Genomic DNA, 26,090 nt, shown 5'->3' on the forward strand with positions numbered 1-26,090 from the left:
TCTCGGGGTTATTTTCCGTAAACATACTCTGGCAGCCAGAGGGCGATTTGCGGGAACACCATCACCAGAACCAGCGCCAGCACCATCACGCCGACAAATGGCACAATCGAGCGATAGATGTCGCGCAGGCTGATTTCCGGTGGCGCCATGGCCCGCATGAGAAAGAGGTTATAGCCAAAGGGCGGTGTCATGTAGGCAATTTGCGTGGTGATCGTATAAAGCACGCCATACCAGATCAAATCAAAGCCAAGCGCGCCCACCAGCGGCACGTAAAGCGGTGCGACAATCACCAGCATCGCGGTGTCATCCAAAAACGTGCCCATCAAGATGAACGAGAGTTGCATCAGGATCAGGATCATCCACGGGCTGAGATTCAATTGCTCGGTAAAGAGATATTCAATCGCCTTGACCGCGCCCAATCCGTCGAACACCGCGCCAAAGCCCAAGGCGGCCAGAATGATCCACATGAACATGCACGAAATCGCCAGCGTGTTGCGCACCGAGGTCTCGAACACCTCTCGCGTCATCCGTCGCTTGAGCACCGCCGCCACAAAGGCTGCCATCGCGCCAATTGCCGAGCTTTCCACAAGGCTTGTCCAGCCTTTGACAAAGGGGATCATCATCGTGGCAAAGATCACCAGCGGCAGCAGGCCCGCGCGCAACAACCGCAGCTTTTCCGCCAAGGGCACATTGCGCTCTTCCTCTGGCAGCACCGGACCAAGCTCGGGCTGAATCCGGCAGCGCACATAGATGTAGATGATGAACATTGTGGCCATCATCAGCCCCGGCAGAACCCCCGCCAGCCACAATTGCCCCACCGGTTGCCGTGCGATCATTGCATAAAGCACCAGCACCACCGACGGTGGCACAAGGATGCCAAGGGACGAGCCCGCCTGAATGACCCCCGTCACCATGATCTTGTCATAGCCGCGCCGCAACAGCTCTGGCAGGGCTATGGTGGCCCCAATCGCCATGCCCGCCACGGATAGGCCGTTCATCGCGGAAATCAGCACCATCAACCCAATCGTACCAATCGCCAGACCGCCCCGTACCGGCCCCATCCAGACATGGAACATCTTGTAGAGATCATCTGCGATCTTGGATTCCGACAGAACATAGCCCATGAAAATGAACATCGGCAGCGTCAGCAGCGGATACCACTTCATCAGCTTCATTGCGCTGGCAAAGGGCACATCCACCCCGCCCACACCCCAGAGCAGCATCGCCGCCGCCGCGCCTACAAATCCGATGGCGCCAAATACCCGCTGCCCGGTCATGAGCATCAGCATCATCGAAGAAAACATCAAGAGGGCGATCATTTCATAGGGCATCAGACCGCCTCGCCTTTTAGCCTAAGGATGTCGCGGCAAAGCTCTGCAAGTGCCTGCAACAGCATCAGGAATACGCCAAGGCACAGAACGGCCTTGATCGGCCAGATCAGAGGCCGCCACGCGGTCGAAGACCGTTCCATAAAGCCGAACATCTCGCCCGCCGCCGTTGGCCCTTGGGTCACGAGCGTCTTGAATACCTGCCAGAACCACGAAAACGGCTCTGTCCCGAAATACCCCAGCGAATAAGCGGTAGAGCCTACAGCGCCATAGAGCAGCACCCCCAGATAAAACAGCAGGAAGAACACCGTAAAGGCATCCACCCACGCCTTTGTGCGGACGGACCAAGCCCCGTAAAACAGGTCCATGCGCACATTGCTGCCCAGTTGGATCGAATAGGGCCCGCCCAGAACGTAATAGGCCACCATCACGAATTGCGCGGTTTCCAGCGTCCAGAGCGAGGGGTTGAAGAATGTCTTGGACACTGACGACCACAGCAGCACGCCGATCAGCACGAAAATCAGATACATCGCGACCCGCCCGATAAAGCGGTTCATGGCGTCAATGGCGCGAATATAGGCCCAAACGATCCTAGGCATGGGCGCCCCCTTTGACGGTCTCGCCAAGGACGTTCAACGCCGGACGCAGCAGGGTCAAAACCTCATTCGCGAGGCGGGTTTGGCTTTCCGCACCTTGCAACAGGTCATTTCGGATTTCGATCATCACATTGGGCAGATCGTGCGCCAGCCCGTGCAGTTGTAGCGAATGGGTGACGCCATCCTCTGGCCCATAGGGATCATTGCGGCGGATCACGCGGTGGGGCAGGCGGTGCGCTTCAGCCAGCATGGCATCAGCCAGGCGCGTGTCACTGTCATGCAAAATGCCGATCTCGCAGTCACGCTGCGCTCCGAACCATACCGGCGAAAAGCTGTGGATGGTAACCAGCGCTGTCGCCAGCCCAGCCGTTTTGCGTGCGCAGATTACTTGGCGAACCGCGCTGCAAAACGGCGTATAGACCTGCGCCACCCGTTGGGCGCGTTCCGCGGCGCTCAGTCCACGATTGCCCGGCACCTCGATCACCTCAGAGCGGTCTGGCATCGCACTTGTCGCCTCGGGCGGGCGGTTGCAATCATAGACGAGGCGCGACACGGTGGCGGCCACCATTGGTGAGCAAAGCGCCTCCGCCAGCTGTACCGCTACCGCGCGTGCGCCGGGATCCCAGGCTGCATGGCTGCTGCGCGCCTCTGCACTCAGCCCAAGCCCGCCATACTGTGCGGGGATGACATTCGAGGCATGCTCGCACAGGATCAGAACCGGGCCATTGGCCTGCGCACCGATCACCTCGACCACGTCAGAATCATCCCAGTTCAGATTGCGTGTCATGCGCCCCCCTGCGGCATTTGTAAAAATGTTTCCACATGGGGAAATTTGTGTCAATATATTTCCAGAAGGCATTGTCGGATTGCCATCCGGCCTGCCTGTTTCGACAGCACCCGTTCAGGAGCCGCGATGTGACCAAGCCCCCGCCAACCGTGCGCGACCTGATCCGCGCGCATTACAGCGCTCTCACTCAATCCGAACGCAAATTCGCGCAGGCGCTGTTGGACAGCTATCCGGCGGCGGGTCTGGCCTCGATCACGATCGTCGCGGCGAATGCGGGCGTGTCCACACCCACCATTGCCCGCATGGTGCAGAAACTGGGATTCAAAGGCTATCCGCAATTCCATCAGGCGCTGCTTCGAGAGTTGGAGGCCAAGGTATCCGGCCCAACCCAACGCCGCGCCAATTGGGCGTCAGAGGCGCCCGCCACCCATTCGCTGAACCGATTTGCGCAGGCGGTCACGCAGAACATCGAACAAACCTTTGCCAATATCGACAGCGCCCGGTTCGATGCGGCGGCGCGCCTTTTGGCCGATACCGACGGGCGGCTCTATCTGGTTGGCGGTCGTATCACGCGGGCGCTGGCCGATTACGCCTTTACCCATTTTCAGGCCGTGCGCGGACGGGTCACGCACATGACCTCGTCCTCCGCCACATGGCCGCATTACGTGCTGGATATGGCCAAGGGCGATACCCTTTTGATGTTCGACATCCGCCGCTATGAAACCAGCCTGATGCGGCTGGCCGAGATTGCCACGGCGCGCGGTGTCCGCGTGGTGTTGATCACGGATCAATGGATGAGCCCGATTTCAGATCTGGCCACCCATACCTTTAACTGCTGGGTCGAAATCCCCTCGGCTTGGGATTCCAATATTTCGACCATGATGCTCCTTGAGGCGTTGATTGCCGCCGTGCAAGAAGAACGCTGGCCCGCCACCCGCGAGCGGTATGAAGAGCTGGATGCCCTGTTTAACGCGACCCGGTTGTTTCAGAAATAAGCACGCCCTTGCCAGCGATAAGATGGGTGATCTGCACCGCCGCCTGCGCCACTGCCGCACCAAACTCTGAAATCTGGGCATCACGAAAACGGCTGCTGGGGCCAGAGATCGACACGCCGGCACATGGCTCTCCACGATCGTTGAAAATCGCGGCGCCGATGCAGGACATGCCGTCATACCTCTCGTTGCGATCAAACGACCAGCCGCGCGTGCGGGTCTCTGCCAGATCATCAAAAAGGGCACGCGGCGTGATCAAGGTCTCTTCGGTGAATCCCTTGAGGCCCGCGCCCTTGAGAAGCGCCATCAGCCGATCCTCGGGTAGGGCTGCCAAAATTGCCTTGCCGGTTCCCGAGGCATGCATTGGCGTGCGCGATCCGGGGGGAAAGAAGGCGCGGATCGGATTTTGCGTCTCGACCTGACCGATGAAAACCACCTCTGCCCCATCCGGTACTGCCAGATTGGCGGTCTCGCCGGTCTGTTCCATCAAGCGCCGCATCACCGGGCGGCCCGCATCCGCCAGATTGGTCCGCTTGAGATAGGCAACCCCTGTGCGATAGGCTTCGATCCCGATGGTCCAATCCTGCCGCTCTTCGTCGAACCGCACAAAATCGCGCTTTTGCAGGGTCGTCAGAATGCGATGCGTCGTGGCGGTGGGAATGCCGAGGCTGAGCGAAAGATCCGTCAAGTTCACCCCTTCTTGCCGCGCCACGGCGGTCAGCACGGACAGCGCCCGGTCTAACGCCTGCATGGTGCCGGCGCTGCTATCGGCGAATTGCGATTTCGGGCGGCCGCGCGCGCGCTTGGTCTGGGTCATGGTGGCGATTCCCTTGCTAGAGGTCTTGGTGGGCAATTGTATGCAGAATAAAAAATATTTTCATGTTATTCTTTGAATTAGATATGGAAAAATGAAAATCAAATAAAATCATGCATTTGGATATTTAATTAATAAAATGAAAATGCTTTTCAAGAAAATTGCAAAGCGACGCGCCTCACGTCATATTACCGCTATCTCAGAGGAGGATGGTGCAATGTCAGATCAAAACCCGGTTTTCATCCCCGGCCCCACGAATATCCCCGACCGGCTGCGTCGTGCCATGCAGGTGCAGACACAGGATCACCGCTCGCCCGCGTTCGTTAATACGCTCGCCCCGGTTCTTAAGGGCTGCAAGACCGTCTTTGGCACTGCCAAGGGCGAGATCATCACATTCCCCGCCTCCGGCACCGGCGGTTGGGAAGCGGCAATCACCAACACCCTCAGCCCCGGCGACAAGGTTCTGGTGGCGCGGTATGGCATGTTCAGCCACCGTTGGATCGACATGTGCCAACGTCATGGGTTGGATGTTCAGATCATCGAATGCCCATGGGGCAGCGGCGCGCCTGCCGACCGTTTCCAAGAGGCGCTGAGCGCCGACAAGGATCACAGCATCAAGGCCGTTCTCGTCACCCATAACGAGACCGCGACCGGCGTCCGCTCTGATATCGCTGCCGTTCGTGGCGCGATGAAGGCGTCCAATCATCCGGCGCTTTTGATGGTCGATTGCGTCAGCTCGCTGGGCTCGATGCCCTTCGAGATGGATACATGGGGCGTTGATATCGCGGTCTCGGGTTCGCAAAAGGGCTTCATGCTCAACACCGGGATGGCGATCCTTGCGGTCAGCCCCAAGGCGCTGGCAATGATGGAAACCGCGAAATTGCCGCGCACGTTCTTTGATTTCCGTGATATGATGGGCGCAAATGCCAAAGGCGGCTTTCCGTATACCCCGCCGCTGCAGCTGATCTACGGCATGGCCGAGAGCCTGAACATGCTGTTCGAGGAAGGGCTGGACAATGTCTATGCCCGTCACACCCGGATTGCCGAAGGTGTGCGCCGTGCGGTTGCTGCTTGGGGCTTGAAACTGGTGGCACAGACGCCAGATCTGTACTCTGACACTGTCAGCGCGGTTTTCGTGCCCGAAGGCTTTGACAGCAACCGTCTGACAGAGCGTGTGTTTGGCACTTATGGCATGAGCTTTGGTGTGGGTTTGGGCGAGATGAATGGCCGCGCTTTCCGCATCGGCCATCTCGGGAGCCTGACCGAGTCGATGATGCTTTCTGGTCTGGCGACGCTTGAAATGGCCATGGCGGATCTGAATTACCCCGTTAAAATGGGGTCTGGCGTGATCGCTGCGCAGGAATACTATCGCGCAACCGCCAAGCCTGTTTTGGCCGAAAAGGCCGCGTGAAAGGAAGACTAAATGCTGGATCAACATAGTCCGAGCGACCTCACGATCGACGACGTGCGCGCCGCGCATGAGCGGATCAAACCCTATATCCACCGCACCCCGGTGCTGACCTCGTCTTATCTCAACGATCTGACCGGGGCAGAGCTGTTCTTTAAATGCGAGAACTTCCAAAAGGCGGGGGCTTTCAAGGTGCGCGGTGCCTCGAACGCGGTCTTTGGCCTCAGCGATGAAATGGCCAAGATGGGCGTGGCAACACATAGCTCCGGCAATCACGCACTGTCGCTCAGCTATGCTGCTGGGCGCCGGGGCATCCCGTGTCATGTGGTCATGCCCCGCACCGCCCCGCAGGCGAAAAAAGACGCGGTGCGCGGTTATGGCGGCATCATCACCGAATGCGAACCCTCGACCAGCGGCCGCGAAGAAGTGTTCGCCAAGGTGCAGGCAGAGACAGGTGCGGAATTCGTACATCCCTATAATGACCTGCGCGTCATCACCGGGCAGGCCACCTGTTCGCTGGAACTGCTCGATCAGGTTGACGCGCTTGATGCCGTTATCGCGCCTATCGGTGGCGGCGGCATGGTGTCGGGCACATGCCTTACGCTGTCGAACCTCGCGCCGCATGTCGAAATCTACGCAGCCGAGCCAGAGCAGGCGGATGACGCCTATCGCAGCTTCAAGGCGGGTCACATCATCGCCGATGACGCCCCAAACACCGTCGCGGATGGCCTCAAAGTGCCGCTCAAAGAGAATACGTGGCATTTCGTAAGCCATAATGTCACCGACATCCTGACCGCCAGCGAAGAGGAAATCGTCGAGGCGATGAAGCTCACGTGGAAGCGGATGAAGATCGTGATCGAAGCAAGCTGTGCTGTGCCCCTTGCCACCATCCTCAAAAACCGCGAGGTTTTTGCGGGCAAGCGCGTGGGGGTGATCATCACGGGTGGCAACGTCGATCTTGATACGCTGCCTTGGATCAAGTGACCAATTCCCTTCGGCGCGCGATCCTCGCGCGCCGCAACTGAACAACCCGAATTCTGGGAGGATATCCGATGAAAGACACGATCAATCTCGACGCCTACGAAGTGGGCTATGACATCCCCGCCCTGCCGGGCATGGACGAGGCCGACATTCAGACCCCTTGCCTTGTTCTTGATCTTGATGCGCTAGAGCGCAACATCAAGAAGATGGGCGATTGGGCACGTGATCATGGCATGCGTCACCGCGTTCATGGCAAGATGCACAAATCCGTTGATGTGGCGCTCCTTCAAGAAAGCCTTGGTGGGGCCTGCGGTGTGTGCTGTCAAAAGGTCAGCGAAGCCGAAGTGTTTGCCCGTGGCGGCATCAAAGACGTGCTGGTGTCGAACCAAGTGCGTGACCCCGCCAAGATCGACCGTCTGGCGCGCATGCCGAAACTGGGCGCGCGGACCATCTGCTGCGTCGATGATCTGACAAATGTGGCGGACCTGTCGGCCGCTGCGCAAAAGCACGGCACCCAGATCGAATGTCTGGTGGAAATCGACTGTGGCGCAGGCCGCTGTGGTGTGACCACCACCCCTGCCGTGGTGGAAATCGCCAAGGCAATTGATGCGGCGCCGGGCCTCAAGTTCGCGGGCATTCAAGCCTATCAAGGCGCGATGCAGCACATGGACAAATACGAAGACCGCAAGGCCAAGATCGACCTTGCTGTGGCGCAGGTCAAAGATGCTGTCGACACCCTCAAGGCCGAAGGGCTGGAGTGCGACATCGTCGGCGGCGGCGGCACCGGCAGCTATTATTTCGAAGGCAACTCGGGCGTGTATAACGAGCTTCAGTGCGGCTCTTACGCGTTCATGGATGCTGACTATGGCCGTATCCTTGACAAGGATGGCAAGCGTATCGACCAAGGCGAATGGGAAAACGCACTGTTTATCCTGACCTCTGTCATGAGCCACGCCAAGGCCGACAAAGCCATCGTTGACGCGGGCCTCAAGGCGCAGTCGGTCGACTCTGGCTTGCCTGTGATCTTTGGGCGCACGGATGTGCAATATGTCAAATGCTCGGACGAGCATGGCGTGGTTGCCGACCCCGATGGCGTGCTCAAGGTGAATGATAAACTGCGCCTTGTGCCGGGTCACTGCGATCCGACCTGCAACGTGCATGATTGGTATGTCGGCGTGCGGAACGGTAAGGTCGAAACCGTGTGGCCGGTATCGGCACGCGGCCGGGCCTACTAAGGGCTGGCAGGATGAATACCCACAAAGAAGTGGCCGCCGACGGCTTCGTGATCGTCGGCGAGGAAATCTGCCAGAAGATTATCAGCCGGGCTGATGCCTTTGGTGCGGTCGAAGCGGTCTTTGCCGCCATGGCGCGCGGCGATGCCTATAACTTCCCCGTGGTCCGTGAAGCCATCGGCCATGCCGATGCGCTTTACGGATTCAAAGGGGGGTTTGACCGCTCTGGCCTGTCGCTGGGCCTCAAGGCGGGGGGCTATTGGCCGGGCAATATGGACAAGGGTCTGACCAACCATCAGTCCACCGTGTTCCTGTTCGATCCAGACACCGGGCGGCTTTCGGCACTGGTGGGTGGCAACTACCTGACTGCCATTCGTACCGCCGCCTCGTCTTCGGTCTCGATCGCGCATCTCGCGCGCAAGGATGCGAAGGTGCTGGGCATGGTCGGCGCTGGCCACCAATCCGCCTTTCAATTGCGCGCCGCCGTCGAGCAGCGTCCCTTTGAAAAGGTTGTGGCGTGGAACCCGCATCCCGACATGCTGCCGCGCCTTGGCGCAGTCGCCAAGGAGCTGGGGCTGGAGTTTGAGGCGGTCACCCAAGAGGAATTGGGCGCGCAGGCCGATGTGATCATCACGATCACCTCTGCGTTCGAGCCGCTGATGATGGCAGATTGGGTCAAACCCGGCACACATATCGCCTGCATGGGGACAGACACCAAAGGCAAGCAAGAGGTGGATCCGGCGCTCTTTGCCCGTGCCACGGTCTTTGCCGATGAAATCGCACAGTCGATCACCATCGGTGAAGCGCAGCATGCCGTGGGCAAAGGGCTGATTGCCGAGGGTGACATCACCCCCATCGGGGCAGTCATCAACGGCACCCACGCGGGGCGCAGCAATGCCGAGGAAATCACCCTCTTTGATGGCACCGGCGTCGGCCTTCAGGATCTCGCCGTGGCGTCGGTCGCGGCCAAGCTGGCGCGCGAGCAAGGGCTTGTAACGCCCATAACCTTGGGCTGATCCGCTTTATAACAGTTTGACGAAATTTGCACAGGCAGCCGTCACCACGGTTGCCTGTTCTCTTTTTACGTGTAGCTTGATCGCGCATGACGCGGCCGGGTGGTACGATCCAGGCCTGCGTTCCACAGGGAGGATCAGATGTCTAAATTCGCTTTTGGCGCCATTCTTGCCGCCACCACGGCGCTTGCGCCGCTTGCCGCTGCCGCACAGACCGAAATCCAGTTCTGGCACGCGTTCACCGGTCGGCTGGCCGAATTGCTGGATGAACAAGTGGCAGGCTTCAACGCCGATCAAAGCGACTACAAGGTCACGGCCACCCCCAAGGGCAATTATTCCGAGGCGCTCAACGCTGGCATCGCGGCATTCCGTGCGGGCGAACAGCCGCATATCCTTCAGGTCTTTGAGGTTGGCACCGCCAGCATGATGGCCGCCAAGGGCGCGATCAAACCGGTCTATGAGGTGCTGGAGCAATCGGGCCTACCGTTTGATCCCAACGCCTATCTCGCCGCCGTCACCGGCTATTACACCACTCCCGAAGGGCAGATGCTGTCTTTTCCCTATAACTCTTCCACGCAGGTTCTCTATGTGAACCGCGATGCGCTGTCGGGTGCGGGCATCGACCCTGACACCGATCTCAGCACTTGGCAGAACGTTGATACGGTGCTGGGCCAACTCAAAGAGGCGGGCCATGCCTGCCCCTATACCACCTCTTGGCAGAGCTGGGTGCATCTCGAGAGCTTCTCGGCCTATCACAATGTGCCCTTTGCCACGCAGGCCAATGGGTTTGGCGGGCTTGATACAGAACTCGTGTTCAACGGCCCGCTTCAGGTGCAGCATATCGCCAAGCTGGGGGAATGGGCCAGGGACGGCAAATTCATCTACGCCGGTCGCCGCAACGAGGCGGGTGCCAATTTCCGTGGTGGCGACTGTGCGCTCTTTACCGAAAGCTCGGCTGGCTATGCAGGCGTCAAAGCCGAGGCGCAGTTTGACTTTCAGATCCGCCCGCTTCCCTATTGGGACGGGGTCGAGGGCGCGCCGCAGAACACCATCATCGGCGGGGCCTCTCTCTGGGTGATGCAGGGGCATGAGGCCGAAGAATACACGGCCGTGGCGGCCTTTCTCAATTTCCTCTCCTCGCCCGAGGTGCAGGCGCAATGGCACCAGAACACCGGCTATCTGCCCATCACCTCTGCCGCAGCCGAGGTGACGCGCGCCGCAGGCTTTTATGAGGCCAATCCCGGCACGGATATTGCCGTAACGCAGATGACCACCAAGGAACCGACCGAGAATTCCAAGGGCCTGCGGCTTGGGTCTTTCGACCAAATCCGCGCCATCATCGACGAAGAGCTAGAGGCGGTCTGGTCCGGTGACAAGGACGCGCAGGCAGCACTTGATACGGCGGTGGAGCGTGGTAACCAGCTCTTGCGCCGGTTTGAACAAGCCAACCGCTAAGTCAGGGCGGGGCCGGGCAACCGGCCCCTGACCGCAGATGGAAAAACGTGTCACGTTCAAGGGCTGGTTGCTACCGCTCTGCCTCATTGCCCCGCAGGTGTTCATCTCTGCGGTGTTCTTCTTCTATCCGGCAGGGCAGGCGGTGTGGCAGTCGCTCTTTATTCCTGATCCCTTCGGCCTTTCGTCACAATTCGTTGGGCTTGGAAATTTCGAATACCTGCTCGGGGACCCCTATTACCGCGCGTCTTTCGTGACCACGGCGTTGTTTTCCACGCTGGTCACTTTGGCGTCGATGATCCCGGCGCTCTTTCTCGCGGTCATGGCCGACCGGCTGGTGAAATCGGCGGGCACCTACCGGACGTTGCTGATCTGGCCCTATGCCGTGGCCCCGGCCATCGCCGGGGTGCTCTGGATGTTCATGTTCAACACCCGCGTCGGCGTGGTGTCGTGGTATCTGGGGCAGTTGGGTTATGACTGGAACCATGTGCTGAACGGGACCGAGGCGATGGGATTGGTTGTCGCCGCCTCTGCTTGGGGGCGGATCAGCTATAATTTCCTGTTCTTCTTTGCCGCCCTTCAGGCCGTGCCCCGCTCGATCATCGAGGCCGCTGCCATTGACGGTGCGCGCTTTTGGCGGCGGTTCTTCACCATCGTGCTGCCGCTCTTGTCGCCGACCACGTTTTTCCTGCTCGTGGTCAATATCGTCTATGCGTTCTTCGAGACTTTCGGCGTGATCCACACCATCACCGCCGGTGGCCCGCAGCAATCCACTACCATCCTCGTCTACAAGGTGTTTTCAGACGGGTTCGTCAGTCAGGATCTCGGCTCCAGCGCGGCGCAATCGGTGATCCTCTTGTTGGTCGTCGGTCTGCTCACCGTGCTGCAATTCAAATACATCGAAAAACGGGTGCATTACTGATGGCCCGCGAAATCACAGGCATGGTAGAGCGGCGCGGCCTTGGCCTCTGGCTCACGCATCTGGCGATGATTGCGGGCGTCTTGGTGATCTTTTTCCCAATCTGGCTGGCTTTCGTGGCCTCGACCGTCACGCAGCCCGAAATCGTGCGCCCGCCGATGCCGCTCTGGCCCGGCGACCAACTGATCGAGAATTACACCGCAGCCCTCTTTTCCGGCGTGAATGTGCCGGTGCTGAGCATGCTTGGCAATTCGCTGATCATGGCTGTGGGCATCGCGGTGGGCAAGATCATCATCTCGCTCACCTCGGCCTTTGCCATTGTCTATTTTCGTTTCCCGGGGCGCAATCTGTTCTTCTGGTTGATCTTTCTCACACTCATGCTGCCTGTTGAGGTGCGCATCGTGCCCACCTATGAGGTGATCGCAGGCTTTGGCATGCTCAACAGTTATCAAGGTCTGATCTTTCCGCTCATCGCCTCTGCCACTGCGACCTTTCTCTTTCGGCAGTTCTTTCTGACCATCCCCGATGAATTGGCCGAGGCCGCGCGCGTCGACGGGGCCAGCCCGATGCAGTTTTTCTGGGATATCCTCCTGCCGATGAGCCGCACCAATATCGCGGCGCTTTTTGTGATCCTCTTCATCTATGGCTGGAACCAATATCTCTGGCCGCTTCTGATCACCACGGACCCGTCGATGAACACCATCGTGATGGGCATCCGTCAGATGTTTCCCTCGGGCGATGACGTGGCCGATTGGCCGGTGATCATGGCCACTTCGATCCTTGCGATGATCCCGCCGGTGGTCGTGGTCATCTCGATGCAGAAACTCTTTATCCGCGGCCTTGTGGACAGCGAGAAATAAACGACATGGCAACCGTAACCCTCGACGCTATCAAGAAACGCTTTGGTCCGACCGAGGTCATTCAAGGCGTCAGCCTAGATGTGGCGGATGGGGAATTCATCGTCATCGTCGGGCCCTCTGGCTGTGGAAAATCCACACTCCTGCGTATGGTCGCGGGGCTTGAGACGATCACCGAGGGGGAATTGCGCATCGGCGACCGCCGCGCGAATGATCTTGAACCGATGGACCGCGACATCGCCATGGTGTTTCAGAATTACGCGCTCTATCCGCATATGAGCGTGGCGCAGAACATGGGCTATGGCCTCAAGATCGCGGGCCTGCCCAAATCCGAGATTGCCGCCAAGGTTCAGGATGCCGCCAAACTCTTGCAACTGACCGAACTCCTTGATCGCAAGCCCCGGCAGCTTTCAGGCGGTCAGCGCCAGCGCGTTGCCATGGGCCGCGCCATCGTGCGCGCGCCTTCGGTGTTCCTGTTCGACGAACCGCTCTCAAATCTTGATGCCAAGCTGCGCGTGCAGATGCGGCTCGAAATCCGCGAACTACAGGCCAAGCTTGGGATCACATCGCTTTATGTCACCCATGATCAGGTCGAGGCGATGACCATGGCCGACCGCATGATCGTGATGAACGCAGGGCGCGCCGAACAAATCGGCACACCTTTGGATGTCTATGAACGCCCCGCCACGCTTTTTGCTGCGCAGTTCATCGGCAGCCCGTCGATGAATGTGCTCGAGGTCGAGGGGCGCGATGGCGCGCTCTGGCTTGGTGATGCGGGCTTGCCCAACCCCAGAGGCCATAGCGGCCCCGTCATGCTTGGGATGCGCCCCGAACATCTGACGCCTGATCCCGAGGGGCCAATCGCCATGCAGGTCTTGCTGGCCGAACCTTTGGGCGCCAACACACTTTTGCACGGCAAACTTGAGGGGGGGCAAAACTTTACCGCCAGCTTGCCGGGGGTGCATCAGGTGGCCCAAGGCGGTGCGCAATTGCGCCTTGGTATCGCGCCTTCAAACATGCATCTGTTTGACCACAAAACAGGCGCGCGGCTTTGAAAACCCGCCACTAGCCCTTGGGGTCTCAGATGTCCTTGAGAATGCGCCGCGCCATGTCCTGTCCTGACAGAACCGCCCCATGTGCTGTGCCGAAATGGTCCGCCGAACAGGCCTCGCCCGCAAACCAAAGCTGTCCGTCCCAATCTGGACCGGCCAGAGCGCGCCGCGTCGCAGGCGTGGTGCCGACGGCATTGAAACTATAGCTGCCATAGCTCAGTGGTTCTTGCCCCCACCGCGTTATCTGCGCATCCAGTGGGGCGGGAAATCCCGTGCCGAACATCCCGCGGAGCGCGTCATGCGCGGCAGCTAGGGTGTCACGATCACTGAACCCTTCAAGCTCGGTCGCCGGGTCTGCGGCGTTGAACCCGATCAGCACCGGCATCGCCATTGATCGCGCAAGCGAGACCCATTCCCCCCAGAACCCCGGACGCGGGCCCAGCCAGCCGATCCAATCCACGTCCTGAGGCCAGTCTATGCGGTCAAACCGCAGAATGCATTTGTTCAAAAGACCCATGCGCAGGCCGTCGATTGCCGCCTGACGCGCACGCGTCAAATCAGTGGCAAAGCGCACCCGCCCGGATTGCAGCACACCAAGCGGCAGGGTGCAGATCACCCGATCCGCCACAATCCGGCTGCCATCGGCCAGCTGCACCATCCCCGGTGCCACTTCGCGCACCGGGGCGGACAGCCGGATATCCAGCCCCTGCGCAAGCGTTGTGGTGATCTGATCAAACCCTTGCGGAAAGAGCATATCTGCCCCGCCGAATTCTGCGCCCTCGTCTCCGTACCACGCCGACAAAAGACGCGCGGGGCTGCCGTATTCCTGCTCCAACGTGCTGTTGACCAGATAGAGCACCAGACGCCGCAGCCTTGCATCCGCACTCTGCCACTCGGGCGATGCCTCCAGCGCTTGCATCACTGAAATGTCGCGCGTGCGGTTCTCGGTTGCGGCAAGGGCGCGGCGCAACAGGGTTTTGGCGGGGCGCATGTCCGGATCGATCTCTGCGCCGTCTGCCGCCAAGAGGATCGCCGCATTGTAGCTTGTCGCGACCACGCGCGCGCCGCTCTGACGCGCCAGATCCGTCAGGGGATTACCGCGCTGCCCGTGTATCCAGCTTGCGCCAAGGTCCACCGGCATATCGGGCCATAGCCGCGATGTGCGAATGCGCCCCCCAACCTTTGCTCCGGCTTCTAGGACTGTGACCGTTTGTCCGGCATCATGCAGGGCCCGCGCGGCCGAGAGGCCCGCCAAACCGGCACCGATGACAACCGTTCGCGTGCCGTCTTGTGCAGATGCGCGGCCTGCCGCACAGGCGACCGCGCTCAATCCCGCCAGTACCGTGCGACGTCCCAGCCGGGCGCTCATAGGAACACACCCGCGGCGACAGCGCCCCGATTACACCCGGTCTGCAAAAAGTTGGCCTTTTGCGCAAGAACTTGGATCATCACCGCATGCTTCTCAAACCGTCCTGTCACACCTATCTCGCTCTGATGTGCCTTGCTTGACGATACAGTATTTTGGGCGTTCGGCGAACCGGGATAAAACCCGCTTCTTGGCACTACGGTTTGATTGCTTGGCCGATCAGCGCGTCATTGGGCCCACCAACCCTCTAGCCTAAGTGCTTGGCGGGCGGTTTCCTGCATGTGGCAGGCCATGGTCGCAGGCCCGCCGCCTGTACCGCCCATCCATTGCGCCTGTTCATAGAGACAGGCCGCATCGCGAAATGCCATCCACGCGCGCTGCATTTCGCGCAGGCTGTTCTCTAGGGATGGCACGCTGGCGCCAATGCTGGCCATTTCGGCATCGCTCGCCCGGGCGGCATCCATCTTTGCGGCATAGGCCGCGTTCAGCCGTCCATCCCACAGCTTCAATTCAGCGTCGAGACAGTCAATCATGCCGATAGTCGTCTCTCCTCCGTCTGTCGTCATGCAGGTCTGCGCCGAGCGCCCGACGCAATCAAGCACCGCATGCCCCGAGAGGTTGGGCGCAAGGCGCTCGGCCTCGCGGGTACAGGCAAGGGTCGCATCGGGCAGGAAAACCGGCTCGGCCTGTGCCGCCCCACTGCTGGCCAAAAGCAGAGCGAACGCCAGTTGCCCCGCCCTGTGTCCGAAAGGCCGAATGATGCTAGTGCCTGGAATGCCGTTCATGTGTTCATCACTCCTACGCCCGGATATGACACGCGTCAGACGACCACGTCGAACTCTTCTTGTGCGCCCACGCCAAAGACGCGCCGATACCTTGCAATCTCTTGGTCTGGTCCCATCGCCTTGCGCGGGTTGTCCGACAGCTTGACCGTGGGCCGCCCGTTGGCCGCCACCGCCTTGCACACCAACGAGAACGGCGCCAAGGCATCATCGGGCGTGAGCCCGCGAAAATCATTGGTCAAGAGCGTACCCCACCCAAAGGAGCACCGGACACGCCCCGAGAACCGCTGATGCAGCGCGATGATCCTCTCCACATCCAGACCGTCGGAAAAGATCACCATTTTCTGCCGTGGGTCCTCGCCGCGCGATGTCCACCATTTGATCGCTGTTTCTGCCCCTTCTTCGGGCGCACCAGAATCGATACGGATGCCGGTCCATCCCGCTAACCAGTCGGGGGCATTGTCGAGAAACCCACGCGTGCCATAGGTATCGGGCAGGATGATACGCAGGTTGCCATCATGCTCTTCATGCCAGTCCGACAGCACCTCGTAGGGCGCGCGCGCCAAGCCTGCGTCATCCTCGGCCAGTGCGGCATAGACCATTGGCAGTTCATGGGCATTGGTGCCAATCGCCTCAAGATCGCGGTTCTTGGCGATCAGACAATTCGATGTGCCGACAAATCGGTTGCCCAAACGCTCGCTCATGGCCTGCACGCACCAGTCCTGCCACAGGAACGAATGCCGCCGCCGCGTGCCGAAATCGGCAATGCGCAGCCCCTCGATCGGGCGCAGATGCTCGACCTTTTCCCACAGCTTGGTCATGGCGCGGGCATAGAGTACCTGAAGCTCGAATTTCTTGAGGTGGTGCAGCACGGAGCGGGATCGCAACTCCATAAGAACCGCCAAGGCCGGGATTTCCCACAGCATCACCTCGGGCCATTTGCCCTCGAAGGTCAGCTCGTATTGTCCGTCCCGCTTCTCCAGATGATAGGGCGGGAGGCGCAGCGTCTCGAACCAATCCATGAACTCTGATGTGAACATGCTCCGCTTGCCGTAGAACATGTTGCCGCGCATCCATGTGCTTTCGCCCCGCGACAGCGACAATGACCGGATATGATCCAGCTGTTCCCGTAGCTCGCCCTCGTCCACCAGATCGGCCAATCGGATCGCGTTGCTGCGATTGATAAGCGAAAAGGTAACGGTGGTGTCGCGACGTTTGCGAAACACCGATTGGCACATCAAAAGCTTGTAGAAATCAGTGTCGATCAGGGATCGGACAATCGGGTCGATTTTCCATTTGTGATTATGCACACGTGTGGCGATATCGACCATTGGTGGCCTCCGGCGGGACAATTGCAGCGGTTAAATCAAAGCGGACGGGCACGTGCAAGGCGCATTGGTGGGCTTGGCCCCGACGCAAGGCCGCTGTTGCGTGGCTAGACACAAGAAATCAGGCCAATTTGGTAAATTAATCTTACCAGAATGCTTGCCTTTGCCCACATAACCGTTACGATTGCCCGCGTGTGGCGGAAACAGGGCCTCGAATCGCCCGTGGGGGATATGCTTTGCCCGCCATCCGATGCGAATAGACGCAACAGATTTATGGGAGGACTACCATGACAAACAAGTCGAAGATGGATCGGCGCTCGTTCCTGCGCCGCGCGGCGGTTGGGGCGCCGGCGGTTGCTGCGGGCGCGCTCGCGGCTCCGGCGGTGTTGGCACAGGCGCCGCTGGTGCTCAAGATGCAGACATCTTGGCCCGCTGGCGACATCTGGCAGGAAATGGCGCAGGATTATGCAACCCGCGTTGAGGAAATGTCCGGCGGCCGTCTGAAGATCGACGTGCTGCCTGCCGGCGCTGTCGTGGGCGCATTTCAGGTGCTCGACGCCGTGAATGACGGTGTTCTCGACATTGCGCACTCGGTGCCGGTCTACTGGTATGGCAAGAACAAAGCGGCCTCGCTCTTTGGGACTGGCCCCGTGTTCGGCGGCTCGGCAACCACGATGCTCAGCTGGTTCTACGAAGGCGGCGGCAAGGCGCTCTATGACGAGCTGACCCAGGATATCATGGGCCTCGAAGTCGATGGTTACATGGGCTTCCCGATGTTCGCGCAGCCCTTCGGCTGGTTCAAGGGCGAGGTGAACACTGTCGCTGACCTGCAGGGCTTCAAATACCGCACCGTGGGTCTTGCTGCTGACCTGCTGCAGTCGATGGGCATGTCTGTCGCCCAGCTTCCGGGTGGCGAAATTGTGCCCGCGATGGAGCGTGGCGTGATCGACGCGTTCGAGTTCAACAACCCGTCGTCGGACCGTAACTTTGGTGCGCATGACGTGGCCAAGAACTACTATCTGTCCTCGTATCACCAGGCCTCCGAGAGCTTTGAATTCCTGTTCAACAAGCTGACCATGGAAGATCTCGATCCTGATATGCGCGCGATCCTGAAGTACGCGGTTGAAGCGGCTTCCACCGCGAACACCGCCAAGGCGATGCGTCGCTATTCTGCAGACCTCAAGTGGCTGCAAGAAGAGGCCGGTGTTACCATTCACCGTACCTCCACGGACATTCTGAATGGTCAGATCGAAGCATGGGACAAGTTGATCCCGGTTCTCGAAGAAGACCCCTTCATGAAGAAGTGTCTCGACAGCCAGCGCGCATGGGTGGAGCAAGTCACCTATTACGAACTGATGAACGCGCCTGACTATGCGCTTGCCTTCGATCACTACTTCCCGGGCAAGCTCAAGATGTAATCACGGTGTAAAAACCGGAAAATCCAGGGCCCCGGCGCAGGAAACGCCGGGGCCGCTTTCAAAATAGAGGGGGCTCCGTGTGATCGGTTTCATACGTTTCGCCGACAACCTGTCGGCCTGGTTCGGCAAGGCGTTCGCCTGGCTGATCGTCCTGATGGCCTTTGGCACCGGCTATGAGGTGGTGGTGCGCTATCTCTTCAATAATCCGACGGCTTGGGCACTTGATGTGTCCTTCATTATGTATGGCACGCTCTTCATGATGGGTGGCGCCTACACGCTGTCACGTGGCGGGCATGTGCGGGGTGACTTTCTCTATCGCCTCTGGCAGCCGCGTAATCAGGCCAAAGTCGATTTGGTGCTGTATATCCTCTTCTTCTTTCCGGGTATTCTGGCGCTGATCATTGCCGGATGGAAATATGCTGCGCGCTCTTGGTCCTATGCCGAGGTTTCCGTGAACAGCCCGGCAGGTATCCCGATCTATCAGTTCAAGACTGTGATCGTCGCCGCCGGAATCCTTCTCTTGATCCAAGGTGTCGCTCAGGTGTTTCGTTGCATCCACTGCATGCGTACCAATGAATGGCTCAAAGCCGATGAAGATGTCTTCGAAACCGAAGACCTGCTGATGCAAAAGGCCGCTGAGGCCGAAAAGGACGCACATCCATGACCGATCCGCAAATCGCCCTGATGATGCTGGGCCTTTTCCTTATCTTCGTCTTTCTAGGCTTTCCCATCGCATTTACCCTCATGGCTATGGGTATCGGCTTTGGCTACTACGCCTATTTCGATGCTGGCCGCATGTGGCGCAGCTTTGACAGGCTGGCCGAGGATGCCGGGGCGTGGGACCAATGGACTCTCTGGCTTGAGGGGTTCTTTAACAATCGAATATTCGATTTGTTCGTGAACCAGACCTATACGGTTATGTCGAACGAAGTTCTGACCGCCGTGCCGCTGTTTTTGTTCATGGGTTACATCGTCGAGCGCGCGAATATCGTCGACCGGCTGTTTGGCACGCTCAACATCGCGGCGCGCAACATGCCGGGCTCTATGGGTGTGGCGGCGCTGATTACCTGCGCGCTTTTTGCTACCGCCACCGGCATCGTCGGCGCGGTCGTGACACTGATGGGCCTTCTGGCGCTGCCTGCCATGCTCAAGGCGCGGTATGATCCGTCCTTTGCGTCTGGCATCATCTGCGCTGGCGGCACGTTGGGCATTCTCATTCCGCCGTCGATCATGCTGATCGTTTACGCAGCGGCGTCGAGCGTCTCTATCGTGCGCCTCTACGCGGCGGCACTTTTGCCGGGTCTGACGCTGGTTGGTCTCTATCTCATCTACGTGATCGGTCGCTCGATCCTGCAACCGTCTGTGGCCCCCAAGCCGACCAAAGAGGAAATCCCCGAGATTCCCAAGACCCAGCTCTTTGTCATGATCCTGACATCGCTGGTGCCCTTGGCCTTTCTCATCCTCGCAGTGCTTGGTTCCATTCTGTTCGGTCTGGCCACCCCGACCGAAGCGGCGTCAATTGGCGCACTGGGCGGCATCTTCTTGGCATTCGCCTACCGTGCGATGACATGGCAGCGTATGCGCGAAAGCGTGTATCTGACGGTGCGTACCACAGCGATGGTTTGCTGGCTCTTTGTTGGGTCCTACACCTTCTCGGCGGTGTTCTCTTACCTCGGTGGCGAACATGTGATTTCCGAATTCGTCCAGAGCATGAACCTCACCCCGCTGATGTTCCTGCTGTTGGCGCAGCTCATCATCTTCCTTTTGGGCTGGCCGCTGGAGTGGTCTGAAATCATCATCATCTTCGTACCGATCTTTCTGCCGCTTCTGGCTTTCTTCGAGATCGATCCGCTGTTCTTTGGCATTCTGGTGGCACTCAACCTGCAAACCAGTTTCTTAACGCCACCCATGGCCATGTCGGCCTATTACCTCAAGGGGATCGCCCCGCCAGAGATCAAGCTTACGCAGATTTTCTCGGGCGTCATGCCGTTCCTCTTCTGCGTGTTCATAGCTATGGCCATGATGTATAATTTCCCGCAGATCGTCTATTATCTGCCGGAGCTTATGTATGGCAAATAAGGCCGATATCCTGATGCTATCCGCGTGCGAGTTGCGCACGCGGCTGGCTTTGGGGGCGCTGAGCGCCCTCGATCTGGTCGAAGCGTGCATAGACCGGATCGAGGCGCGAGAGCCTGAAATACACGCTTGGGCTTGGTTCGATGCCGATTTTGCGCGTCAGCAAGCCAAGGCGCTGGATGCACAACGTCAGGCCGGGCGCCCCATCGGGGCGCTTCACGGTCTGCCGGTTGCCCTCAAGGACATCATCGACACCGCCAAGATTCCGACAGAGAACGGCTGTCCGTTGGATGCGGGCCGCATTCCATTCAAGGATGCGGCCATCGTCGCCCGTCTCAAGGCGGCGGGTGCCGTGATCATGGGCAAGACGGTCACGACCGAACTGGCCTATATGCATGCGGGTGCCACCCGCAATCCACTCAACACCGCACATACGCCCGGTGGTTCGTCCTCGGGATCTGCGGCGGCGGTGGCGGATGGGATGGTGCCGCTCGCCATTGGTACGCAAACCGGCGGATCGGTGATCCGGCCCGCGTCTTATTGCGGCGTGACCGGCTTCAAGCCCAGCTTTGGTGCGATCCCCCGTACGGGTGTTCTGATGCAGTCGCCCACGCTCGATACGCTTGGGGTTTTTGCCCGCACCCCCGCCGACGCGGCGCTTTTGACTGAGGTCTTGATGGGGTATGACGCGGGCGATCCGGCGACAACGCCTGCCCCAGTGCCGCCGCTCTTGTCGGTGGCCACATCAGAACCACCGCTCAAGCCGGTTTTTGCCTTTCTCCGCCCGCCGGGTTGGGACAAGGCCGATCCGCAGCTGCATGCGGCCTTTGACGAGCTGATCGAGGCTTTGGGCGATCAGGTATTCGAGGTGCCGCTCCCCAATGCCTTTAACGAGGCGGCGGAAATCCGGGCGCGTATCAATTTTGCCGAAATGGCGAAATACTATTACCGCTATGGCAAATCCCTCGACGCGCTTGGGCCACGCACCCAAGAGGCGCTGAACACCGGCAATGCCACGCTCGCGCGTGACTATCTCGCGGCACTCGACTGGGCTGACGTGCTTTATGCCGGCCTGGGCGAGATTTTTGAGCGGTGTGATGCGATCCTCTGTCCCGCTGCCACCGGCCCCGCACCTGAGGGGCTAGAGTATACGGGCGATGCAATTTTCAACGGGCTCTGGACGCTAACGGGCACACCGGCGGTCACAGTGCCCGCGTTCACGGCGGAAAATGGCCTGCCGATGGGGGTGCAATTCGTCGCCGCACGCGGCAATGACGCGCGCCTCTTGCGCAACGCAAACTGGTTCACAGGCTGGCTTTCCGAAGCCGCCGCATGAGAAAAGGATGACGATATGAACAGATTTCTGGCGCTTTTCGCCTTCGCGGTCTTGGCCGCCTTTCTCTACATCCTTGTGCGCAAGGTTGGCACGCTCGACCTTTGGGTCGTGGTGGGCCTGACAGTGGCACTGGCGGGCTATGATTTTCTGAGCTCGAGCAAGAACAAAAGCTGACATGCCTGATAAGAAAGTCCTCTGGATTCCGCGCCGCCTGTCCGACGCCACCCTTGCGCGTGCCCGTCGCGATTACGATGTGATCGTGAACGAGGCGGATACTCCCGGCACCGCCGAGGAAATCATCGCGATGAGCGCCAAGGTCGACGGAATGATCCCCTGTCATTCCGAGCATTTTTCGGCCGAGGTGGTGGCGAACCTCAACCCACGCCTCAAAATCGTCGCCAACCATTCGGTTGGGGTTGATCACTGCGATCTCGCGGCGCTCAAGGCCGCTGGGATCGTTGTCACGAACACGCCCGATGTGCTGTCGGATGCCACTGCCGAGATTGCGATGCTGCTGATGCTGGGGGCCGCACGGCACGCGGTTGCAGGCGACCGCATCGTGCGTCAGGGACAATGGGATAGCTGGTCGCCGTCGTTCATGGTGGGCAAACAGATGACGGGTGCCCGGTTGGGTATCGTCGGCATGGGGCGCGTGGGCCGTGCCTTTGCCGCCAAAGCGCGCGGCTTTGATATGGAAATCCATTATCACAACCGCACACGTCTTGCGCCGGATGAGGAACATGGCGCGGTTTTTCACCCCGATGTCGAAAGCCTGCTCGAAGTGGCGGATTTTCTCTCGCTGCATTGTCCGGCCACACCCGACACGGCCAACCTGCTCAACGCGACGCGCCTTGCGCGGTTGCCTGAGGGGGCTGTGGTCGTCAACACGGCGCGCGGCGCGCTGATTGATGAGGATGCGCTTTTGGCCGCTTTGAAATCCGGCCATGTTGCTGCCGCTGGTCTTGATTGCTTCAAGGTAGAGCCGGGTGGAAATGCCGCCTTTGCGGCGCATGAAAACGTCTTCATGTTGCCCCATATCGGCAGCGCCACGCGGGCAACCCGCGATGCCATGGGCTTTCGCGCGCTCGATAATCTCGATGCTTATTTTGCGGGGCAAGAGCCGGGCGACAGGCTGGTCTAAGACCACCAGCCGCCCGATAGGGCGTCAGGCGGCTTGTACCGCCTGCGCCTCTGTAACGATGGTATAAAGCGTCAAGGGATCGGTATTCGAGCGTAGCTTGGCGCGCAGCCCTGCGTCCCGCAGCGTGCGAGACACCAACGCCAGCGCCTTGAGATGTTCAACCCCCGCATCAATCGGTGCAAAGAGCGCAAAGGCCAGATCCACCGGCTGCCGATCCACAGAATCAAAGTCGATCGGTTTCTCCAGCAGCGCCAGCACCCCCACGACCTGATCCAACCCATCCAGCCGCGCATGCGGCAGGGCGACGCCATGGCCCACACCTGTCGGGCCAAGGCTCTCGCGTTCCAGCAAAGCTTCGACCGCAGCAGAATGAGACACGCCATAGGCCGCCTCGGCAATGTTGCCGAGTTCATGCATCAGGCGCTTCTTGCTGGTTGCACCGGACAGCACGCGTACGGCCTCTGGCTTGAGGATCATCGGAAGTTCCATGAGTTGAGCCGCTCAGACAAGCGTATCACCGCCTGCCACCCTCTCGTTATGGGTCAATCCAGCCGATATTGCCGTCTTCACGACGATAGACCACATTGACCGTATCCTTGCCTTGTTTGCGGAAAACAAGAACAGGTGCCCCTGCCAACTCCATCTGCATGACCGCCTCGCCAACCGAGAGCGACGGAATTTTGGTTTCCATCTCGGCCACGATGATCGGTTGCAGGCTGTCGGGCTCTGATTCCGGTTCCGCGCTATCTCCGGCGAGGATATAAGTGGACGCTCCAAAGAGTTCAACCGGTTCCGCCCGGTCGCGGTGATGGTCCTTGAGCCGCCGCTTGTAGCGGCGCAATTGTTTTTCCATCTTCTCGCAGCAGGCATCAAAGGCGGCGTAGATTTCATGCGCCTTGGCGCTGGCCTGCGCCGTCAGGCCGGTCGACAGATGCACGATGGCTTCGCAGGCAAATTCGCTGGCGCTCTTGGAGAAAACGACCATCGCATCGGTCGGGCGTTCGGCGTATTTCGCAACAGCCGTGCCCAATTCTTCTTTCACATGCGTTTGCAGGGCCTCGCCAATGTCGATCTGCTTTCCACTGATTTGATACCGCATCTCATCTCCTTCGATTGACAAACCGGGGCCATACGCGGCGTATGCGCCGCGGGTTTGGTTAATCCCGGATGCTGAAAACTGACCGGTGGCGAAATTGTCCCAAGACAGGCCCTTGTCGCGGGGGCCATTCAGGGAACAGCGCGAGATCACCACATGTCATAGCTCAATTGACGCGCTTTCCGCGCGTCTTGTCAATCTGATTTGAAGGAGAGGAGCGCGGATTTGCCGCCCGTAGCGACATTAGGAAATGCGAAAACTGTCGCCCAGATAAACACGGCGCACATTCTCGTTTTCCACCACATCACGCGGGCTGCCGGACATCAGCACCTTACCATCATGCAGGATATAGGCGCGGTCCACAATTTCGAGCGTTTCACGCACATTGTGATCGGTGATCAGCACGCCGATCCCGCGTTTCTTGAGGTCGGCCACCAGATGCCGGATATCGCCCACCGAAATCGGATCCACCCCGGCAAAGGGCTCATCCAGCAAAAGATAACGCGGATTGGCTGCAAGGCAGCGCGCAATTTCGACTCGTCGCCGCTCGCCCCCCGACAGGGCGAGGGCCGGCGCGCGCCGCAGATGCTCGATCGAGAAATCCGACAAGAGTTCTTCCAGCCGCTCGCGCCGCTTGTGCCGATCTTTTTCGGCGATATCGAGAATCGCGAGGATATTGTCCTCGACCGAAAGACCACGAAAAATCGACATCTCTTGCGGCAGATAGCCGATACCCAGCTTGGCCCGGCGATACATCGGCAGTCCGGTCACATCGCGCCCGTCGATCCGAATATGCCCGCCCTCAGGATATATCAGCCCGGCAATGGCATAGAACGTCGTGGTCTTGCCCGATCCATTCGGGCCAAGCAGCGCAACCACCTCACCCTGACGCAGCGTGAGCGTGACATCGCGAATGACCAGCCGCTTGCGATAGCTCTTGCGCAGGTTCTCGACCACCAGACCGGTGCTCTCATGGGCCAGTGTCAGCGTCGGTTGGTTCATGGGGTGGTCCCCGGTTGCAAGATGGTCTTGACCCGCCCGCTGACCTGCGCGGTCCCTGCGGCGGTATCGACCAATACGGTCTCACCAGCGATGGCGCTGGTTCCCTGCACCAAAAGCACATTGCCGCGCAGTTCGATCAAGCCGGTTGAGATGTTGTAATCGGCGCGCTCGGCCTCGGCGGCATCTTCGCCGCTGACCAGCGTTACGCCGCCCGTGGCCTCTAGGCTCTCGATCCCGCTTCGGTCGGGCAGGTAGACCACCAGCACCCGTGGTGCCGCCAACCGCATCTCGCCCTGACCGATCACCACATTGCCGGTAAAGGTGGCGGTATTGTCGGCCTGATTGACGCTAAGGTTGTCTGAGGTCACTTCGACCGGCAAGCCGCGATCTGCTTGGGTCTTGCCAAAGGCCACTTGCCCGGCCTGCGCCCATGCGCCAACAGGCAGAAGAGCCATTGCGATGGCCGCGATCAATCCGGAAACTCTTGGCACTGGTCTCATTCCCCCGTTTCCCCCGGCTGGTATATCAGCTTGACGCCCTCGGTGAAAAGCAATTCCGGTTCACCGCTCTCGGCATTGTTATGCAATAGCATCCGCCCGGCAGTCAGCGCGCCAATCGGCCCGGTTGCCGTGACCTGTCCAGGCGTTTCGGCATAGACTTCGTCCAGCCGGGAATTCAGGCGCTCGGTGTCGATGACATAGCCGGTCGAGGTGGTGATATGGACCTGTCCCATCAGGCTGGCGGTCATCTGCCCCTGCTGCATGTCGGCCTGACCCGCAGTGATGTCGATCACCGTACCGGCGTTCAAGCGAAGCTGCGCGGTCACCCCGTCTGCGATCAGATTCTCGGGCGTTTCCCGATTGGGGCGCGCAAATTCAGCAGCAAAACGGATTTCGTCGCCCTCTTGCGTCACCCCGGCAAAGCGCGGGTTGGTGGCCCCCAGATCTTGCGCGCGCTGCTCCAGATCAATCTGTGACGAGGGGACGGACAATGTGGGATCAACCGTGCGCGAGAAAAGGAACAGCGTCGAGAGCAGCCCAAGCGCGCTGAGTGGCAGGATGATCTTGATCCAGGCCACAATCCGCGAATAGGTGTTCTGCGCGCGCGCCATCCG

General features: G+C 59.7%; 27 protein-coding genes. 15 read left to right on the top strand and 12 right to left on the bottom strand.

Features of this window, described 5'->3' with window-relative positions:
• Window positions 1–8 precede the first annotated feature (8 nt).
• From ROSMUCSMR3_RS11085 to ROSMUCSMR3_RS11095, 3 genes are read right to left on the bottom strand one after another with little or no spacing between them, the layout of a single operon-like run.
• Window positions 9–1,331 carry a TRAP transporter large permease gene (locus ROSMUCSMR3_RS11085; RefSeq protein ID WP_008279765.1) on the bottom strand — a complete coding sequence of 441 codons (1,323 nt, stop codon included), beginning with the start codon at window positions 1,329–1,331 and terminating at the stop codon, window positions 9–11.
• A complete protein-coding gene (locus ROSMUCSMR3_RS11090) occupies window positions 1,331–1,927 on the bottom strand; it encodes a TRAP transporter small permease subunit (RefSeq protein WP_081507355.1) in 597 nt (198 codons plus the stop codon). Before ROSMUCSMR3_RS11090 ends, ROSMUCSMR3_RS11085 begins: the two co-directional genes overlap by 1 nt.
• On the bottom strand, window positions 1,920–2,711 hold the full coding sequence (locus ROSMUCSMR3_RS11095; RefSeq protein ID WP_081507356.1) for an N-formylglutamate amidohydrolase: 792 nt from the start codon (window positions 2,709–2,711) through the stop codon (window positions 1,920–1,922). The genes ROSMUCSMR3_RS11090 and ROSMUCSMR3_RS11095 overlap by 8 nt, the downstream gene beginning before the upstream one ends.
• Before the next feature lie 128 nt (window positions 2,712–2,839).
• Between ROSMUCSMR3_RS11095 and ROSMUCSMR3_RS11100 the strand changes: the two genes are divergently transcribed.
• Window positions 2,840–3,706: a MurR/RpiR family transcriptional regulator gene (locus tag ROSMUCSMR3_RS11100; protein ID WP_037296881.1), complete on the top strand. Its 867-nt coding sequence runs from the start codon at window positions 2,840–2,842 to the stop codon at window positions 3,704–3,706.
• Here the strand turns inward: ROSMUCSMR3_RS11100 and bhcR are convergent.
• On the bottom strand, window positions 3,678–4,520 hold the full coding sequence (gene bhcR, locus ROSMUCSMR3_RS11105; RefSeq protein WP_008279761.1) for an HTH-type transcriptional regulator BhcR: 843 nt from the start codon (window positions 4,518–4,520) through the stop codon (window positions 3,678–3,680). The genes ROSMUCSMR3_RS11100 and bhcR overlap by 29 nt on opposite strands.
• A 214-nt stretch (window positions 4,521–4,734) precedes the next feature.
• Between bhcR and bhcA the strand changes: the two genes are divergently transcribed.
• The 8 genes from bhcA to ugpC all read left to right on the top strand — a co-directional run bounded on the left by bhcA (window position 4,735) and on the right by ugpC (window position 13,434).
• Window positions 4,735–5,928 carry an L-aspartate--glyoxylate aminotransferase BhcA gene (gene bhcA, locus ROSMUCSMR3_RS11110; RefSeq protein ID WP_008279759.1) on the top strand — a complete coding sequence of 398 codons (1,194 nt, stop codon included), beginning with the start codon at window positions 4,735–4,737 and terminating at the stop codon, window positions 5,926–5,928.
• A 12-nt stretch (window positions 5,929–5,940) separates the two neighbouring features.
• The gene (gene bhcB, locus ROSMUCSMR3_RS11115) at window positions 5,941–6,909 is read left to right on the top strand and encodes a beta-hydroxyaspartate dehydratase BhcB (RefSeq protein WP_081507357.1); all 969 of its coding nucleotides are present in this window, start codon (window positions 5,941–5,943) and stop codon (window positions 6,907–6,909) included.
• A 68-nt stretch (window positions 6,910–6,977) separates the two neighbouring features.
• Window positions 6,978–8,141 (top strand): 3-hydroxy-D-aspartate aldolase BhcC, encoded by a 1,164-nt coding sequence (gene bhcC / locus ROSMUCSMR3_RS11120; protein ID WP_081507358.1) that lies wholly within the window; start codon window positions 6,978–6,980, stop codon window positions 8,139–8,141.
• Window positions 8,142–8,152: 11 nt separating this feature from the next.
• Window positions 8,153–9,154, top strand: coding sequence for an iminosuccinate reductase BhcD (gene bhcD, locus ROSMUCSMR3_RS11125; protein WP_081507359.1), 1,002 nt, complete (start codon window positions 8,153–8,155; stop codon window positions 9,152–9,154).
• A gap of 138 nt (window positions 9,155–9,292) precedes the next feature.
• Window positions 9,293–10,606, top strand: coding sequence for a sn-glycerol-3-phosphate ABC transporter substrate-binding protein UgpB (ugpB, locus tag ROSMUCSMR3_RS11130; protein WP_081507360.1), 1,314 nt, complete (start codon window positions 9,293–9,295; stop codon window positions 10,604–10,606).
• Window positions 10,607–10,643: 37 nt separating this feature from the next.
• Window positions 10,644–11,525 carry a sn-glycerol-3-phosphate ABC transporter permease UgpA gene (gene ugpA, locus ROSMUCSMR3_RS11135; RefSeq protein WP_081507361.1) on the top strand — a complete coding sequence of 294 codons (882 nt, stop codon included), beginning with the start codon at window positions 10,644–10,646 and terminating at the stop codon, window positions 11,523–11,525.
• Between the two features lie 20 nt (window positions 11,526–11,545).
• Entirely contained in the window at window positions 11,546–12,382 is an 837-nt protein-coding gene (gene ugpE / locus ROSMUCSMR3_RS11140) for a sn-glycerol-3-phosphate ABC transporter permease UgpE (RefSeq protein ID WP_081508608.1), read from the top strand.
• A gap of 5 nt (window positions 12,383–12,387) precedes the next feature.
• Entirely contained in the window at window positions 12,388–13,434 is a 1,047-nt protein-coding gene (gene ugpC, locus ROSMUCSMR3_RS11145; protein ID WP_081507362.1) for a sn-glycerol-3-phosphate ABC transporter ATP-binding protein UgpC, read from the top strand.
• 25 nt (window positions 13,435–13,459) lie between these two features.
• On the opposite strand, the gene ROSMUCSMR3_RS11150 is transcribed toward ugpC, so the two are convergent.
• From ROSMUCSMR3_RS11150 to pncB, 3 genes are all read right to left on the bottom strand, one after another.
• Entirely contained in the window at window positions 13,460–14,800 is a 1,341-nt protein-coding gene (locus ROSMUCSMR3_RS11150; RefSeq protein WP_081507363.1) for a flavin monoamine oxidase family protein, read from the bottom strand.
• 224 nt (window positions 14,801–15,024) lie between these two features.
• Entirely contained in the window at window positions 15,025–15,582 is a 558-nt protein-coding gene (locus ROSMUCSMR3_RS11155; RefSeq protein ID WP_081507364.1) for a lysozyme inhibitor LprI family protein, read from the bottom strand.
• Window positions 15,583–15,617: 35 nt separating this feature from the next.
• Window positions 15,618–16,910: a nicotinate phosphoribosyltransferase gene (pncB, locus tag ROSMUCSMR3_RS11160; protein ID WP_081507365.1), complete on the bottom strand. Its 1,293-nt coding sequence runs from the start codon at window positions 16,908–16,910 to the stop codon at window positions 15,618–15,620.
• 284 nt (window positions 16,911–17,194) lie between these two features.
• On the opposite strand from pncB, the gene ROSMUCSMR3_RS11165 reads away from it, so the two are divergent.
• The 6 genes from ROSMUCSMR3_RS11165 to ROSMUCSMR3_RS11185 all read left to right on the top strand — a co-directional run bounded on the left by ROSMUCSMR3_RS11165 (window position 17,195) and on the right by ROSMUCSMR3_RS11185 (window position 22,878).
• A complete protein-coding gene (locus ROSMUCSMR3_RS11165) occupies window positions 17,195–18,325 on the top strand; it encodes a TRAP transporter substrate-binding protein (protein ID WP_008279748.1) in 1,131 nt (376 codons plus the stop codon).
• A gap of 79 nt (window positions 18,326–18,404) precedes the next feature.
• Complete coding sequence (locus ROSMUCSMR3_RS11170) at window positions 18,405–18,989, top strand: TRAP transporter small permease subunit (RefSeq protein ID WP_008279747.1); 585 nt, start codon at window positions 18,405–18,407, stop codon at window positions 18,987–18,989.
• Complete coding sequence (locus ROSMUCSMR3_RS11175; RefSeq protein ID WP_008279746.1) at window positions 18,986–20,404, top strand: TRAP transporter large permease; 1,419 nt, start codon at window positions 18,986–18,988, stop codon at window positions 20,402–20,404. Before ROSMUCSMR3_RS11170 ends, ROSMUCSMR3_RS11175 begins: the two co-directional genes overlap by 4 nt.
• Window positions 20,394–21,737 (top strand): amidase, encoded by a 1,344-nt coding sequence (locus tag ROSMUCSMR3_RS11180; protein WP_081507366.1) that lies wholly within the window; start codon window positions 20,394–20,396, stop codon window positions 21,735–21,737. The genes ROSMUCSMR3_RS11175 and ROSMUCSMR3_RS11180 overlap by 11 nt, the downstream gene beginning before the upstream one ends.
• 15 nt (window positions 21,738–21,752) lie before the next feature.
• On the top strand, window positions 21,753–21,911 hold the full coding sequence (locus ROSMUCSMR3_RS21455; protein WP_198385513.1) for a hypothetical protein: 159 nt from the start codon (window positions 21,753–21,755) through the stop codon (window positions 21,909–21,911).
• A 1-nt stretch (window position 21,912) separates the two neighbouring features.
• Complete coding sequence (locus ROSMUCSMR3_RS11185; RefSeq protein WP_081507367.1) at window positions 21,913–22,878, top strand: 2-hydroxyacid dehydrogenase; 966 nt, start codon at window positions 21,913–21,915, stop codon at window positions 22,876–22,878.
• Window positions 22,879–22,902: 24 nt separating this feature from the next.
• On the opposite strand, the gene ROSMUCSMR3_RS11190 is transcribed toward ROSMUCSMR3_RS11185, so the two are convergent.
• The 5 genes from ROSMUCSMR3_RS11190 to lptC form a co-directional block, all read right to left on the bottom strand.
• Window positions 22,903–23,367 carry a PTS sugar transporter subunit IIA gene (locus ROSMUCSMR3_RS11190; protein ID WP_037296874.1) on the bottom strand — a complete coding sequence of 155 codons (465 nt, stop codon included), beginning with the start codon at window positions 23,365–23,367 and terminating at the stop codon, window positions 22,903–22,905.
• 46 nt (window positions 23,368–23,413) lie between these two features.
• Window positions 23,414–23,977 (bottom strand): ribosome hibernation-promoting factor, HPF/YfiA family, encoded by a 564-nt coding sequence (gene hpf / locus ROSMUCSMR3_RS11195; RefSeq protein WP_037297038.1) that lies wholly within the window; start codon window positions 23,975–23,977, stop codon window positions 23,414–23,416.
• 240 nt (window positions 23,978–24,217) lie between these two features.
• Complete coding sequence (lptB, locus tag ROSMUCSMR3_RS11200) at window positions 24,218–24,976, bottom strand: LPS export ABC transporter ATP-binding protein (protein ID WP_008279740.1); 759 nt, start codon at window positions 24,974–24,976, stop codon at window positions 24,218–24,220.
• The gene (gene lptA, locus ROSMUCSMR3_RS11205) at window positions 24,973–25,431 is read right to left on the bottom strand and encodes a lipopolysaccharide transport periplasmic protein LptA (protein WP_008279739.1); all 459 of its coding nucleotides are present in this window, start codon (window positions 25,429–25,431) and stop codon (window positions 24,973–24,975) included. The genes lptB and lptA overlap by 4 nt, the downstream gene beginning before the upstream one ends.
• 41 nt (window positions 25,432–25,472) lie before the next feature.
• Window positions 25,473–26,087, bottom strand: a complete 615-nt coding sequence (gene lptC, locus ROSMUCSMR3_RS11210) for an LPS export ABC transporter periplasmic protein LptC (protein ID WP_081507368.1) — start codon at window positions 26,085–26,087, stop codon at window positions 25,473–25,475.
• Window positions 26,088–26,090: the final 3 nt, after the last annotated feature.

The organism is Roseovarius mucosus, from assembly GCF_002080415.1.
GTDB lineage: Bacteria > Pseudomonadota > Alphaproteobacteria > Rhodobacterales > Rhodobacteraceae > Roseovarius > Roseovarius mucosus_A.